Raw genomic sequence first — 13,590 nt, 5'->3', positions numbered from 1 at the left:
CCTTGTTTTCAGTGCTTTTATTGCCCTATTATTGCATTTGGATTTTTTTTGAATTTAGCATTAAAATCATTGATTAATTGCCTTGCGTGCTGAGCCTCAGGAGATTGTGTATATTGAGTTGAAATACGTTCTAGTGCTTTCAAATAATCTTCTGCACCATGAGTTTTAATCAATGAAAAGGCTTCGATGAATTCAATTTTGATGAAAATGGGTTCTTCTGCAAAATCGGTTTGGGCTTTCTGGTAAAGTTCATGTACACCTTCAAAGTTTTGCTGTGCATACAAATCATAAATCTGATTGTAGATTTGCATCGCCGCTGTGCTATTACTGTTTTTTAGACTTTTTTGCGGATGGAGTAAATATTGACTAAAAATCGATTTTGGAAACTCACTGGTGAGTTGATTTTTATACTGCTGAGCCAAAGTTTCATCTTTGGTGTTGATGCGGTAGAGTTGATACAAGGTTTCTTCCTTCACCTCTTGGCGTGTAGGTGGGCTGTTGAGCAAATCTTTCAGCGTCTGATTTGCCAGAGATTGATTTTTCAAAACCTCATAATATTCCACGCCCAAAAGCAGCGAAAGCGAGTCTCGTTCTACTTTTAGATTTTCCACCAATTCTGGGTTCGGGATTTTTTCTATATAATAAGAAACCTCATAGCGGCGGGGATTGGATATATCGGCAACACCAGTCAGCATTGCTTTCTCTTGTTTGATGCTCGATGCCGTAGCAGTGCTAAATCGCCAGTCATCATTAAGCCCTCGGTTTCCCCAAAGATTGATAAACTTTTGCTCGCCAGCAGATTGAGTAGAAGGATTGTAGAAATAAAATTTACCTCTTTTTCTTTCTTCAAAACTAAAATTAATATTTTGATTATCTGTATAGAAATTTTGATTAATTTCTTGCTCTTGATTTATTTTATTTTCATCTTGAATTTTTAAATTTTCAATAAAATTCTTGAAAAATTCTTCCTGTTTTTTTGGTTCCATTTTTGCAATCGCAATGATGCTATCATTTTTGCGAATTGTGTAATATTTGGATTTGATAGAATTGAGAGCTTTTTGATTTTCTTGCAGCTCAGTTTTTCGTGTGCTTTCTGGGTATTTTGCCACAGCACTGTCATAGTAAGCAGCGGCGTAGATGTAATCGGAATTTCTAAAGTAAATATCAGCCATTTCAGCAAAAGTTTCTCCTCTGAATTTTTCGTCTGAAATGTCTTCGAGCAAAGCTTTTTCAAAGTAGTTTTTTGCCAAGCTGAGAGAGTCTCGTTTTAATTCTAATTTACCCAATCCATAATAAAATTCGTTGTAATATTTTTTGTAAGTTCCTTTTTTCAGTAGTTGCTGTAAATCTTCTTTTAGGCTGAAATAATTTTGGTGCTCAGGCTGAAAATTTAAAGCCTTAAAAAGTTTTGCACGAGCTTCCATCTCAAATCCTGGCTTGAGTTTATAAGCTTTTGCAAAATAAGGAGCAGCATCTTTGTAGGCTTTGGTGTGCGTCAAGTATTGGGCTAAAATGAAATTCAAACGAGCTTGTTGCTTTTTATTTCTAGTTGCATCGATGGCCAATTTCATATTTTCGATGGCAGAAGATTCATCTCCAGCTAAAAATTGAGACTGAGCTAAGTGCTTGAAAACTTGAGCTTTAAGTTTTCTATTTAAATCCTTTTGAGCTAATTCGGCTAATTTTTCTAAGGCTTCAGCATCATTTTGTATCTGCTGTAAGGCTAAAGCTTCGAAAAAAATAGCTTGATGATGATGCTTGTCAAAAGGCAGTTTTTGCACCTCTCTTAGCGCTTCCAGAGCTTGCATAGATTTTCCTTGGTAATACCTTGCTTGCCCCAGCATCAAGTAGGCACGAGCCATCAGTCGGTTTCTTTCTTTTCCACGAATTAGCATGGAGTGCTCAGCGATTGCTTTTAGTGCTTTTTCTTCAGCTTTTTCAAAGCCAGTTTTTGCATTTTTTTCTTCTTGCTTATTTTCACCAAGGTTAAAAATTTGAGAAAACATATTGATTCCCTTGCCTGGTTGATAACTAATGACTTCAGAATCATTATTTTCTTTAAATTCTGAGAGAGGGTCAACGTTCAGTATTTCAAAATAATTGTCCTGATGATTGGATTCCAGTTCTTTTAATTTTTGATTGATGGCTTCTTGGCCATTGAAAAGTGTATTGAACCACGCCGTGAGATTATGATAATAGCGGTTTTTGAGGCTGTCTTTTTTTGTAGAGCATCCTGCCAAAAAAAACAGTAAAAAAATGAATCCGATTGATTTTATTTTACTCATAAGCATTGCAAAATTACAATTTAAAAGCTTTATATTCATAAATAAAAAATATAGAAATTACTCAGATTATTTTTAAATCGGATTTAGATTCAGATATTTGTACACAGTAGCAATGGAAAAAAGAAATCAAAAAAGATTAGACAAAAAAATGCTGAGTCATTACCAGCTGCAACTGCTGGATGATGAAGATAAGCGTTCGGTATTTCTCATTAAACTTACACCGCTCAATAGTTTGTTGTTTTTCACTTTTTTTATGATTTTGATTACCACTTTGATTTTTTTGGGTTTAAAGTATTCACCTTTGAAAGAGTATTTTACTTCCCCAACTGTAGAAAACCAAGCTGCGTATAAAAATCAACTTCTGAAATTAAATGAAAGAATTCTAGAGCTTGAGAATAATTTAGAAGCCAATGAGCTTTATATAAAAAGTATACAAGCTGTAGTGAGTGGCAATATCAAAGCAGAAAAGGTAGACAGCCTCGTGGTCAATAAATTCCATCTAAATCCCGATTCAGAATTATTCAAACCGAGCGAAGAGGACTCGTTGTTCAGAATTCAGATAGAAAAAGAAGAAATGGAAGCGATGAAGGCATCTAAAAACACTGTGCCTGATGCGAAATATTTCACGCCTGTAAAAGGCTTTGTGACTGGGAAATTTGACTTGACCGAAAAACATTTGGCCGTAGACATTAGCGCTGGAGAAGGCGACGTTATAAAATCTATTGCAGATGGCGATGTGCTTTTCTCTAACTGGACGCCAGACGCTGGCTATACGCTCATCATACGGCATGCTAACGATATTATCTCAATGTATAAACATTGTGCTAAAGTCTATAAAAAACAGGGCGATATGGTAAAAAAGGGTGAAGCCATAGCACAGGTAGGAAATACAGGAGAATTGACTACTGGCCCTCATTTACATTTTGAGCTGTGGGTGCAGGGAAAAGCAGTAGACCCAGAGGAATACATTGATTTTTAAACTCAAAAAAATGCTTAAGAAATTTATTGCAAAAATTTTTGCACGATATATTGTTCTGCAAGAAAAAAAGTGGATGGCGCATCCTGTTGAAGCTCAAGAAAAAGTTTTTGCTGAAATCATAAGAAAAGCAAAAAACACGGAATTTGGTAAAAAACATTATTTTGGAAATATCAAAAATCATCAAGATTTTGTAAAAAATGTGCCAATTCAAGATTATGAAAATATAAAACCCTATATTGATAGAATAAGGCAAGGAGAGTTGAACGTTCTTTGGCCTGGGAAACCAAAATATTGGGCAAAAACTTCGGGTACAACTTCAGGAGAAAAATATATCCCGATTTCTAGAGAATCAATTCCATATCATATTGAGGCGGCGAGGAATGCACTACTTTTTTATATTCAAAATAAAGGGAATGCCAACTTTGTGAACGGGAAAATGATTTTTTTACAAGGAAACCCTGAGCTTAAAGAAGAAAGAGGAATACAAGCCGGCCGACTTAGTGGAATATCAGCACATTACGTTCCCTCATATCTGCAAAAAAATAGATTACCCAGCTGGGAAACCAATACAATTGAAAACTGGGAAGAAAAAGTTGACCGAATTGTGGATGAAACACACCAAGCTAATATGACGCTAATCAGCGGGATTCCACCGTGGATGATTATGTATTTTGAAAGACTCAGAAGAAAATCAAATCAAACACTCACAGAAATGTTTCCGCAGTTGCAATTAATCGTGACGGGTGGGGTTAACTACAATCCGTACCGTCAAAAAATAGATGCTTTGCTGGGAGAGAAAATCGATGTAATACAAACTTACCCAGCATCTGAAGGCTTTATCGCTTATCAAGATCAGCTAGATTCCGAGGATTTGCTGCTTTTGCTAAGCAAGGATATTTTCTATGAATTTATCCCAGTAGAAGAATATTTTGATGAAAACCCGACACGGATTGGCATTGCCGAGGTTGAAAAAGACGTTAATTATGCTTTGATTTTAACGACAAAGGCTGGACTTTTTGCCTACTCCATTGGCGATACGATTCGTTTCACGAGTTTGGCGCCTTACCGAATTCGTGTAACGGGGAGAATCAAACATTTCACTTCTGCTTTTGGCGAGCACGTGATTGGGCAAGAAGTTGAAACAGCAATAGCAGAAGTGCTAAAGAAAATGCCTGCCGAGATTAAAGAATTTCACGTGGCTCCACAGGTGAATCCGTTAGCAGGTTTACCCTACCACGAGTGGTTGGTAGAATTTGAAAAAGAGCCAGAAGATTTAGAAAAATTTAGTTTGCTATTGGATGAAGAAATGCGTCGGCTAAATACTTACTATGATGATTTAATTCATGGCAAAATTTTAAAGCCTTTAAAAATTTCAATCGTTCAGGCAGGGGGATTCCACGCTTACTTGAAATCTATCGGGAAACTGGGTGGGCAATTCAAGCCACCGCGATTAGCTAATGATAGAAATTTTGCCGACGGATTAAGTTTATATATTAAATAAACAGATGATGCAAGAAATTTTAAACTTTCTTATAGAACCCTATCAGTCTTACGAGCCTTGGAAAATCGCTTTAGAAGTTTTAGCAACAATCATGGGGATTTCTAGCGTATTTTTTTCAATGAAAAGAAATATTTGGGTATTCCCGACAGGCATTATTTCTACGTTGATTTACATTTATTTACTTTTCAATTGGGGCTTATATGGCGATATGCTGATAAATTTCTACTACGCAACGATGAGTATTTACGGTTGGTTTGTATGGTCAAAAAACACGCAAGACCAAGTGCATGTAGAAGTTGAGTATATGAGCAAAAAAGAATGGTTTTTTGCCGTTTTACTTTTTTTGACAAGTGCCGTTTTGGTATTAGCGATTTATTACTTCCGCCCTGTGCTGAGTCAAAATTTTGACTTGACCAAAATGAATGAAGTGGGATTCCACTACCAATGGACCGACTATGTAGATACTTGTACCACAGGGATTTTCTTGGTAGGAATGTGGGTGATGGCGAGGAGGAAAGTTGAAAATTGGTTTTTTTGGATTTTGGGAGATCTAATTTCGGTGCCCTTATACCTCTATAAAGGTTTAGCGGTGACCTCCATTCAGTACCTTATTTTCACAATTTTAGCTATCACAGGTTTTGTAATGTGGAAGAGGTCTATGAAAGAATATCAAGGCTGAAATTAGAAGGGGTTCGTAAATAAAAATTTTTAAAGGCTTAAAAAAAATACTAAAAATTTATACATTCTGTCGAGATGAAGACATCGTATTCTGAAAAGACCACAAACATAAAATCTTGGGCAGAAGATGACCGACCAAGAGAAAAATTAATGCTAAAAGGTAAATCCAGTTTATCTGACGCCGAACTTCTAGCCATCATTATGGGCAGCGGGAATCGGGAAGAGACAGCGGTAGATTTGGCCAAAAGAATTCTGAGCAAATCAGAGAATAATTGGCACGAATTAGCCCAGAAAAGCATCAAAGAGCTTTGTGAATTCAAAGGCGTGGGGGAGGCTAAAGCCATCAGCATCATTACCGCTTTAGAAATCGGTCGGCGACGAGCTTTGCAACAGGCGTTGGAGAAGCCCATCATTAGTTCTAGCCAAGCTGCGGCAGGCATTATGCAACCCATCATCGGAGATTTGCCAACCGAGGAATTTTGGGTTTTATACTTAAACCAGTCCAACAAAGTTTTAAAGTATCAGAAAATCAGTTCTGGAGGGATTTCGCAGACTTTGGTCGACCAGCGATTGGTGTTCAAATATGCACTGGAATTAAACGCAACGGCACTTATTTTATCGCACAACCACCCGAGTGGGAAGCTAAAACCTAGTGAAGCTGATTTGAATTTGACTCAAAATATCAAAAAAGCAGGGGAAATCATGAATGTACAAGTTTTAGATCATTTAATCATCACTCAAACAGCGTATTTGAGTTTGGTGGATGAAGGAATTTTTTAAGGCTTTAAAAAAATTAAATAGTTTCTTTTTTTAAATAGTAGAAAAAATAAATTAAACTCAATAATCCGCTTAAAATCAATGCTGAAGTCGTGGCCCAAGCCGCCCCGATAAGACCATACCTAGGGATGGCATATAAATTTAATCCAATGTCTGCTAAAATCGTAATGAAGCCAGTGATGGTATTAAAGCGTGTTTTGCCAAAGGCGCTAATCATATTGGTGAGCGGGATGCGAAATAATATACTGATACTGGCTCCGAGCATCAGGATTATAAAAATGGAATAAGGTTCATAGTCTTTGCCAAAGAAGCTTAAAATCCAATCGCCGAGGAAATAAGCAATGAGCATTCCTGCTGTGCAAATGATAAGAAAAAGAATGAAAAATTGTTGATAATAATTTTTGAGGAAATTTCTGTTTTTGAAGTTTCTTGCGATTTGCGGGAAATCTGTCTTCATAAAAATAATGGGCAAAATCAAAATATTGATGGGAATGAGCCCGGCCACGTTATATTCTGCCACGGCGGTGTCGCTCATCAAAAGCCCAATCAAAATGGTGTCTACGATGAAGACCGTTTCTGTCAGCACATTAGAAAAACTTGCCCAAACTGAGTAAGCCCAAAATGACTTGAGCGAAATATTATCGGAAATCTTTTTTCTCCATTGAGGCCAACCAAATTTGATGGCATAAAGAATGAATACGAAAATGGGAACTAAAACCAGCGAAAGTATATAACCAATTGCATTGAAAAGCAACGTCAAAACCAATGCACCAGCGAGTAGCAGCAGACTATTGACTAAATCAAACTGAGCAAATCTTTTGTTTAAATCCTGAATGCGCATCTCAACTGATTGATAATTAAAGAGGAATAAACTGACCACTCGAAAACAGAGAATTGCTAAAAAAAGGTAAGTAGTAGCATTGTCTTTAGCAAAAAACCAAACGATGGGGAGCAAAAGAACCGCCATCATTAGCGAGAGCCCTAGCCCTTGAGTAAAGACATAGTGTGAGATTTCTTTTTTTTCTTGTGCTGACTTTACGATAGAACCGTAGCGAAGCAAGCCAGATGGCGAGCCTAAACCTACAAAAGGAGTGAAAAAAGCAACGATGGAAACCGCGTAAGTGATTTGCCCGTAAACGGCTTTTTCAAAATAAAAAAGAATGCCCAATTTAATAACGAAAAGAATCAGTTTATTAAAAAGCGTAGCGGCGAAAACCCAAGTTCCGCTATTGGCATTGAATTTTTGAAGAAATTCAAAGGTTTTTTTTACTTGCATTCAGAAATCAAAGCTATAAAAAATTAGAATTTTTTTAAGCCTTTAAAAATTTTTCTTGATAAAATGTGATTTTTGAAATTTGAGAATTCGGAAAATGGGGGGGGGGATTTTAAAAAAAAGATAGAGTCTCAAACTCAAAACATTGGTGGGGTTAATAAAATTTCTTTTTATTATTAATAACTTTTATCATATCTTGGCACAAAATTATAAATTATGAATCCTTACGTTGCTTTAAAACACTTTCACAGCTATTGGGCTTTTATCGTAGTATTACTTTCATTAATTTTATTAGCAGCAATGCTGTATTATTTTTTCACCAAAAAACCCATTCACATTGGTTTGCGAAAAGTAAGTTTCTACACCGTTTTGTCATTTCATATTCAGTTCGTTTTTGGATTAGCCTTATATGTGTTTTCGCCTGTAGTTCAGAGCTCTTGGGCAGATGGAATTGCGATGCAAACGGGGCCGAGACTCCTAGCGCTGGAACACCCAATGATGATGTTTACCGCAGTGATTTTGATGACAATAGCCAATGCAAAACTGAAAAAGAATAGTTACATAACAGGTTCAATTTTAGCCTTTGTTTTGCTAGCTACATTGTGTTTTTATATGATTCCTTGGACTCAGTGGATGGCGAATTTCTAAATTTTAACAATTAAAAATCTGATTTGGAACGTTTATCGCTAGCAGAATTAGTTAAAAGTTTAAGATATGAAATTTTTAAAATATTTTTCATTTTTCCTTGTACTAATTTTGGGAATTTATTCGTTTACAAAGCTAAATGACTTCCATACCTCTACTACAAAAGTTGAATATAATGAAGGAAATACAGCTTTGACTTTCACCTCTAAGTTTGTGACAGAAGATTTAGAAAAAGCGGTAGGCGAGAAGGTGAGTAATGAATCAAGCTTTAATAGCGCTGTGGAAACGTATTTGAGAAATCACTTTCAAGTGAAGATAAATGGCGTTTCGAAATCGTATAATTATTTAAAAGCACAAACCTCGCCCAAAGCAACACGTATTTATTTTGAAATTCCTAGCCCAGGGCAGATTACCAGTATTGAGATTTTGAATTCGATGCTGGTGAATGAATTCCCTGAGCAGCAGAACTTTATTACTTTTTCAATCAGAGATAAAAGAGATTCTTTTGTGACGAAAAAAGGTTCCGTTTCGGGGAAAATTAATCTTTGATTTCAGAAATTAAGCGAAAATGAAAAGCACCACTACATTAGGGAATTTTTTTAACTCTAAATTTTTTTAAGCCTTATAAAAAATCTTGAATTTATCGAGAAGTTATTCTTCATCAAAAGAAAGATTTTAAAAAAAATCTAAGAGTAAAGTTTTAGAAGTAAGTGCCGTAACTGATAAAAAATGACTATTGACACCAGACATCAACTTCATTCAGTTGTATGGTGGTAGAAACCTCCTTGTTGCTGGTATACCGAAACTCAATTTTGTAGGGGATTTCCAATTTTGGTAGGTCAATCCATGAGGTGACATCATATCGGTTGTCGTATTTACCAGGATTATTGATAAAGCTAGTAAAGTGTTTCTCTGGAATTTTCTTCAATATATTCTTCTCATTATCAGTAATGTATACGGATAAAGGTTGCCCGTTACTATAGGCATCAGCTAAACTGAATTTTAATTTGCAAGCTTGCAGTGAATCAGAAATTTCTGGAGTATACAGGCTGCTCACAACATCTACTGCAGGTTTGTTTCTCCCACCAAAAGCGGAGATATTTACGTAATGAAAATCTCTATAGTTTTTAGCTTCCCAAGTGCGGTAAGGGCTGGTAGAAGAAACTTCCCATGTTTTAGGGATTCCATTTTTGAAATTCTCAGAAATAATGACCGTTTGGGCTGGTACAAATTTGATGAAAAAAAATAAAAGGCTTAGGAAAATTATCTTATTGGCAAGTTTCATTTTCATTATCTTTTATTTGGATGTCATCAATTTGATAAGTCGTTGTTATATTTTTAGGATCAGCGGAGTACACAAAAATAATAGCGCCGTTCCCACTCAGTTTATTTAAATTAAATTCGCCCGAATCTACAAAATCAGAGGGGTAGCTATTTTTGGAATTTTTTGAGATATTAAATTCAGAAGTTATATCATTTTCTAACCTTAAATTCTTTAAATCAGAGAAATCATTGACCCAATAAACGCTCAATGCATCCCCGTTGTAAAAACCATCTTTGGTTTTGAATGAGAATGCATCTGCTTTATCAAAATTTATAGGAATGATAAAATAAGTTTTGACAGGCTTGCTCGCCTTGTAAGCAGAAATTTGGATGTATTTATTCTGATTAAATTCTACAATTTGCCATTTTCTTTTATCACTAGCGTAGTAGTTGATATACTTTTCAAAGTTTTCATTTTTAGTCTCAAAGGATTGAAAATCTTCACTCAGGCAAGAAAAGTAGGTGTTGATATTTTTATCATTTTTATTGTTAGGTTCAATGGATGAGTCAAAATTAATATCGTCGAGACTCACCAATGTTAGTTGATACTCGCTATCCGTCAGCCCATTATTGTTACTATCATAGGCGCTCAAAACAGCTTTTAAATTACCGACTCCCTTGGGTAAGGTTTCTTTAGAAAATTTAGCGTATTTGCTTGTCCTCACAGCAATTTTCCCTCCTTCGCTGTCTATTAAATAGCGATTGGTCGTCGCAAAAGAGCTTTTAGCATCATGGAAGCTGGCTTCTCCGCCATTTTGAAAGTAAACATTGTTTAACTGAATGTATTGATTTAAATTTTCTTTTTTTACTAAAGCCTTAATATTTTCAAAACTTTTCGCTTGGATTGGTTGAATTTTATCACAAGTTTTATCCACATGATTGTATAAAACATTAGCTTCAATTTGCCCAGGATTTTTCTTTTGGTACAAGCCATCGCCCAAAGTTGGTATGCCATTGCTTAAACCCAAAGTCAAACCTTTAGCATTGACTAGAACTTTGCTACCCAATGGGAAGTCATTAAATAAATTAGCTTTATTGATACTAATTTTCAAGCCTTTAGTTGGGCTTTCCCGTTGGTCTTGAATGATTAATTCTTTGTAGAAGTTCCCAGTTTCATCGCTAGAAACAACAAAACCTTCTATGACTAATTCTTCTTCAATGGTAATGGGATCTGTCGATATTTTTTTCAATAAATCATCGATTTGGGTATTAGTTGCCCAAAGTTCTTGACAATTTAAATTTGGAATATCGAATTTATCATCTTGAACACAAGCTGAGAAATAAAATGAGATGAGTGATAGTAATATGAATTTTTTCATAATTTTCATAATTTAAAATCTTAAAAAGACATTTAAAAAGTAATTTAAACCTTGATTATACCAATATTTATTACCAAAGACTTTTGAGTAATTCTCATTCGCAGCAGCTTCATAATTCCCAAGCCTTAATTGCTCAAAACCGCTGGTTTTAAAGTTTTTATTATTCAGTAAATTATTGATAGATAGACTGATGCCCATGTAGTATTGCCCTAACCTAAAGGTTTTTCCAGCGTTGAGGTTTAGCATCATTTCATTGCTAAATTTTTCTTGTTTCAAAACCTTTCTTAAAAGCGCTTCAGCATTTTCACTTTGTAAGTCTTTATATAATTTACCGTTTGGTAGATGCGTAAAATTATCTGTGCGGCGAGAAGGTGAAATGTTGATGTATTGATTTTTAAAATAATTTGCAGATAAACCAGCCCACCAGTACTTCGGTGAACGGTACTGCAGACCTAGGTGGTAAGCTTGTTGCGGAGTCCCAGGCAATTTATAGTTCTTCAGGTATGTTTTGCCGATAAGCTTATAACCATCTGAACTGGCATAATCATCTGAGAAATAATACAAATTAGGATTATTTTTGTAGATGTATTCACCAATGGAAGCAACAGCGGTAGCCGCCAGGGTTTTAGAGATTTTACCTTCTAGAGAAAGCTCAATACCTTTATATTCTTTTTGCACACCATTTAAAACTTCTGCAATAAACAAATTTTTGTTGAAAAAAGCATTGTCTTGCACCAGCTGTATGTAGCCAAAACTGGTTTGCGTCTCGTTATTGCTTATGGTATAAAAAGCAGTAAGATTTCCTTTAAAATCTGGCGTTCTCAATAAATAAGAAAAATCTAAAGAAGTCATCTCTGCCGCCCGAATGTCTGGTTGAAAGGTATTTGAGTATCGCCCTAAGGGAAAAGCTGCTGATGCAGAAGGGGCTTTGGTGAAAAAAGCACCGTTGAGGCGCAAATAGTGGTTGCCGTTGATTCTGTACAGAATATTTAATTTTCCACCAAAATCAGTGAAGTTTAAATCCTTACTTTTCCCAAAGCTATTGCCGTGTGCATAGTGTTTGAATAATCCATTTCTCAGCATAGTAGTGTAAGCCATTTTCCCCATCAGATTGACATTCCAAGCAGATTTTTTATAATTCAATCCACTAAAAATCTCATAATAATGATGATTAATTTTATAATTATATTCTATGATTTCACCCTCTTTTTTCTGCAAATTTTGGTCATTTTCATTATATTTTCCGCTAAAAGAATTATCAGAAAAATCATCAAGATTTAAAGCGTAAGAAGCCCCGAGCAAATCATCAACCTCTCTAAAGTTATGAGAATGAGTGTTTTTTAATTGGAAGCCGATATTCAAGGTCGTATTTTCATTCAATTGACTTCTTAAATGAGAATACAAGCCAAAAGCATCATCTTTGTTCACATCATTGGCCAAATAGTAAGCAGCGTAGCTGTTAAGATTTAAGTTAGCTCGGTATAAATTTTCCCAATTAATTTGACTCCAATTTTCATCATTCCTCCAGCTATGAAGTTGAGAGTCATATTTTTCTTTCTCATCATCTGTTAAATTTTCTTTATTTCTTGTATTGAGGTAGTAAAAATAAGAGGGTAAATTTCTGTAATAGATGGGTGAAGGATTATTGGCTTTATACCAATTTAATCTCGAGTATTTATTATACCCTGTTTGGTATGACAATGTTGTTTTAAGTTGATTTTTCAAATTAATGTTCCAATGGTGAGAAAGTTGAAAAATCGGTTCAAAATTATCTTTTACTCTTTCGCTGCGTTTTACTCCGTTTTGGTAGCCCCAGTATGCATTATAATTGATGCCTTTTAAGTTATAAGCTTCGTTTGTATTGGGATTATTGCCTGCACGGCGATAAGGAGCTCCCAATATGCTCAAATTAAAAAAATGATTTTTCAGCTTTTTCTCAATGCCTAAAAAATAAGCCCAAGCATCATAAAAAGTTCCAGGTATCCGCCCCTGATTAGCCCATCTTCGGGAAGCAGAAGCAGCAACCCCCCAGCCATTTTTCATCAAACCCGTGTTGTGAGTCAACATCAATCGTTGTCGGTAGCTACGGTTGGTCAAAGAATAAGAGAGTCCAGTCCCAGTCCTTAATTTTGATGGGCGAGTTTCGTAGTAAGTCAGTCCACCTAAATCGCCAAAGGCATGGTCTGTAGAGTTAATACCAAAGGCACTTTCCTCGGGATAGCGTATGATGTCATTTAATCCCCCCCAGTTTCCATAATCAACTTGGCCATGGCTTATCTTATTCATAGAAATACCGTTGAGCAAAACCGAAGAATTTTCATTATTCAAGCCTCTCGGGCGAAACCAAAAAGCCCCCCAATCATAAGCAACAGTCTGTAAAAAAACATCTTTGGTCGCACTTAAAAGAGTAGCAGGAGCTCCTGAGGTATTTTCTTCAGCATCAAGTTCTTCAGAGCTTAAAGTGATGATGCCTAAATCTGAATTTTGAGGATTGAAGGTAAGATAAATATCACCCAATTCATAAATACGCTCTGCTTGGATTTTAATTTTCTCTTGGTAGCGAGCATATCCCTCCATGCTAATTTGTAGCGTGTAAATTCCTGGTGATATATTCATAAATTGAAAGTAACCAATGCGATCTGTGATTACCTCTTCGCCAGTCTCTTGTAGCGTGACTTTGGCATTATAGAGCGGTTTTTCTTCTGCAGAGGTATGGACTGTCCCTGTGATTTTGGTTTGAGCAAAAGAAATCAAGCTCCATAAAAAAAGCATAATTAAAATGCAGTAGCGCATATTTTTTTCTTTAAATT

At 35.6% G+C, this 13,590-nt stretch carries 11 protein-coding genes; 6 read left to right on the top strand and 5 right to left on the bottom strand.

Annotated elements, in window-relative coordinates:
* Positions 1 to 17 precede the first annotated feature (17 nt).
* On the bottom strand, positions 18 to 2,285 hold the full coding sequence (gene porW, locus D5J18_RS00450; RefSeq protein ID WP_165844932.1) for a type IX secretion system periplasmic lipoprotein PorW/SprE: 2,268 nt from the start codon (positions 2,283 to 2,285) through the stop codon (positions 18 to 20).
* A 112-nt stretch (positions 2,286 to 2,397) separates the two neighbouring features.
* On the opposite strand from porW, the gene D5J18_RS00445 reads away from it, so the two are divergent.
* From D5J18_RS00445 to radC, 4 genes are all read left to right on the top strand, one after another.
* Complete coding sequence (locus tag D5J18_RS00445) at positions 2,398 to 3,264, top strand: M23 family metallopeptidase (RefSeq protein WP_119057056.1); 867 nt, start codon at positions 2,398 to 2,400, stop codon at positions 3,262 to 3,264.
* Between the two features lie 10 nt (positions 3,265 to 3,274).
* Positions 3,275 to 4,765, top strand: a complete 1,491-nt coding sequence (locus D5J18_RS00440) for a GH3 auxin-responsive promoter family protein (RefSeq protein WP_119057055.1) — start codon at positions 3,275 to 3,277, stop codon at positions 4,763 to 4,765.
* A 4-nt stretch (positions 4,766 to 4,769) separates the two neighbouring features.
* Positions 4,770 to 5,444, top strand: a complete 675-nt coding sequence (gene pnuC, locus D5J18_RS00435) for a nicotinamide riboside transporter PnuC (RefSeq protein ID WP_311394695.1) — start codon at positions 4,770 to 4,772, stop codon at positions 5,442 to 5,444.
* A 74-nt stretch (positions 5,445 to 5,518) separates the two neighbouring features.
* Positions 5,519 to 6,223, top strand: coding sequence for a RadC family protein (radC, locus tag D5J18_RS00430; protein WP_119057054.1), 705 nt, complete (start codon positions 5,519 to 5,521; stop codon positions 6,221 to 6,223).
* 13 nt (positions 6,224 to 6,236) lie between these two features.
* On the opposite strand, the gene D5J18_RS00425 is transcribed toward radC, so the two are convergent.
* A complete protein-coding gene (locus D5J18_RS00425; RefSeq protein ID WP_119057053.1) occupies positions 6,237 to 7,496 on the bottom strand; it encodes an oligosaccharide flippase family protein in 1,260 nt (419 codons plus the stop codon).
* Between the two features lie 213 nt (positions 7,497 to 7,709).
* On the opposite strand from D5J18_RS00425, the gene D5J18_RS00420 reads away from it, so the two are divergent.
* A complete protein-coding gene (locus D5J18_RS00420) occupies positions 7,710 to 8,141 on the top strand; it encodes a hypothetical protein (RefSeq protein ID WP_119057052.1) in 432 nt (143 codons plus the stop codon).
* 66 nt (positions 8,142 to 8,207) lie between these two features.
* Positions 8,208 to 8,687 carry a DUF6702 family protein gene (locus D5J18_RS00415; protein ID WP_119057051.1) on the top strand — a complete coding sequence of 160 codons (480 nt, stop codon included), beginning with the start codon at positions 8,208 to 8,210 and terminating at the stop codon, positions 8,685 to 8,687.
* A 184-nt stretch (positions 8,688 to 8,871) separates the two neighbouring features.
* On the opposite strand, the gene D5J18_RS00410 is transcribed toward D5J18_RS00415, so the two are convergent.
* From D5J18_RS00410 to D5J18_RS00400, 3 genes are read right to left on the bottom strand one after another with little or no spacing between them, the layout of a single operon-like run.
* Positions 8,872 to 9,429: a choice-of-anchor J domain-containing protein gene (locus D5J18_RS00410; protein WP_119057050.1), complete on the bottom strand. Its 558-nt coding sequence runs from the start codon at positions 9,427 to 9,429 to the stop codon at positions 8,872 to 8,874.
* Complete coding sequence (locus D5J18_RS00405; protein WP_133298082.1) at positions 9,407 to 10,780, bottom strand: DUF5689 domain-containing protein; 1,374 nt, start codon at positions 10,778 to 10,780, stop codon at positions 9,407 to 9,409. The genes D5J18_RS00410 and D5J18_RS00405 overlap by 23 nt, the downstream gene beginning before the upstream one ends.
* A gap of 12 nt (positions 10,781 to 10,792) precedes the next feature.
* Positions 10,793 to 13,552 (bottom strand): carboxypeptidase-like regulatory domain-containing protein, encoded by a 2,760-nt coding sequence (locus tag D5J18_RS00400; protein WP_165844931.1) that lies wholly within the window; start codon positions 13,550 to 13,552, stop codon positions 10,793 to 10,795.
* Positions 13,553 to 13,590: the final 38 nt, after the last annotated feature.

Source organism: Candidatus Ornithobacterium hominis, from assembly GCF_900538215.1.
Taxonomy (GTDB): Bacteria; Bacteroidota; Bacteroidia; order Flavobacteriales; family Weeksellaceae; genus Ornithobacterium; species Ornithobacterium hominis.
The sequence above is the reverse complement of the archived record's forward strand: the minus strand, read 5'-3'. Positions and strand labels throughout refer to the sequence as shown.

Excerpts from the sequence above, each read along its gene's own strand:
- D5J18_RS00415 (WP_119057051.1), top strand. The coding sequence starts at position 8,208 with ATGAAATTTTTAAAATATTTTTCATTTTTCCTTGTACTAATTTTGGGA.
- D5J18_RS00405 (WP_133298082.1), bottom strand. The coding sequence starts at position 10,780 with ATGAAAAAATTCATATTACTATCACTCATCTCATTTTATTTCTCAGCT.
- pnuC (WP_311394695.1), top strand. The coding sequence starts at position 4,770 with ATGATGCAAGAAATTTTAAACTTTCTTATAGAACCCTATCAGTCTTAC.
- D5J18_RS00410 (WP_119057050.1), bottom strand. The coding sequence starts at position 9,429 with ATGAAAATGAAACTTGCCAATAAGATAATTTTCCTAAGCCTTTTATTT.
- D5J18_RS00440 (WP_119057055.1), top strand. The coding sequence starts at position 3,275 with ATGCTTAAGAAATTTATTGCAAAAATTTTTGCACGATATATTGTTCTG.
- radC (WP_119057054.1), top strand. The coding sequence starts at position 5,519 with ATGAAGACATCGTATTCTGAAAAGACCACAAACATAAAATCTTGGGCA.
- D5J18_RS00400 (WP_165844931.1), bottom strand. The coding sequence starts at position 13,552 with ATGCTTTTTTTATGGAGCTTGATTTCTTTTGCTCAAACCAAAATCACA.
- D5J18_RS00445 (WP_119057056.1), top strand. The coding sequence starts at position 2,398 with ATGGAAAAAAGAAATCAAAAAAGATTAGACAAAAAAATGCTGAGTCAT.
- D5J18_RS00425 (WP_119057053.1), bottom strand. The coding sequence starts at position 7,496 with ATGCAAGTAAAAAAAACCTTTGAATTTCTTCAAAAATTCAATGCCAAT.
- D5J18_RS00420 (WP_119057052.1), top strand. The coding sequence starts at position 7,710 with ATGAATCCTTACGTTGCTTTAAAACACTTTCACAGCTATTGGGCTTTT.
- porW (WP_165844932.1), bottom strand. The coding sequence starts at position 2,285 with ATGAGTAAAATAAAATCAATCGGATTCATTTTTTTACTGTTTTTTTTG.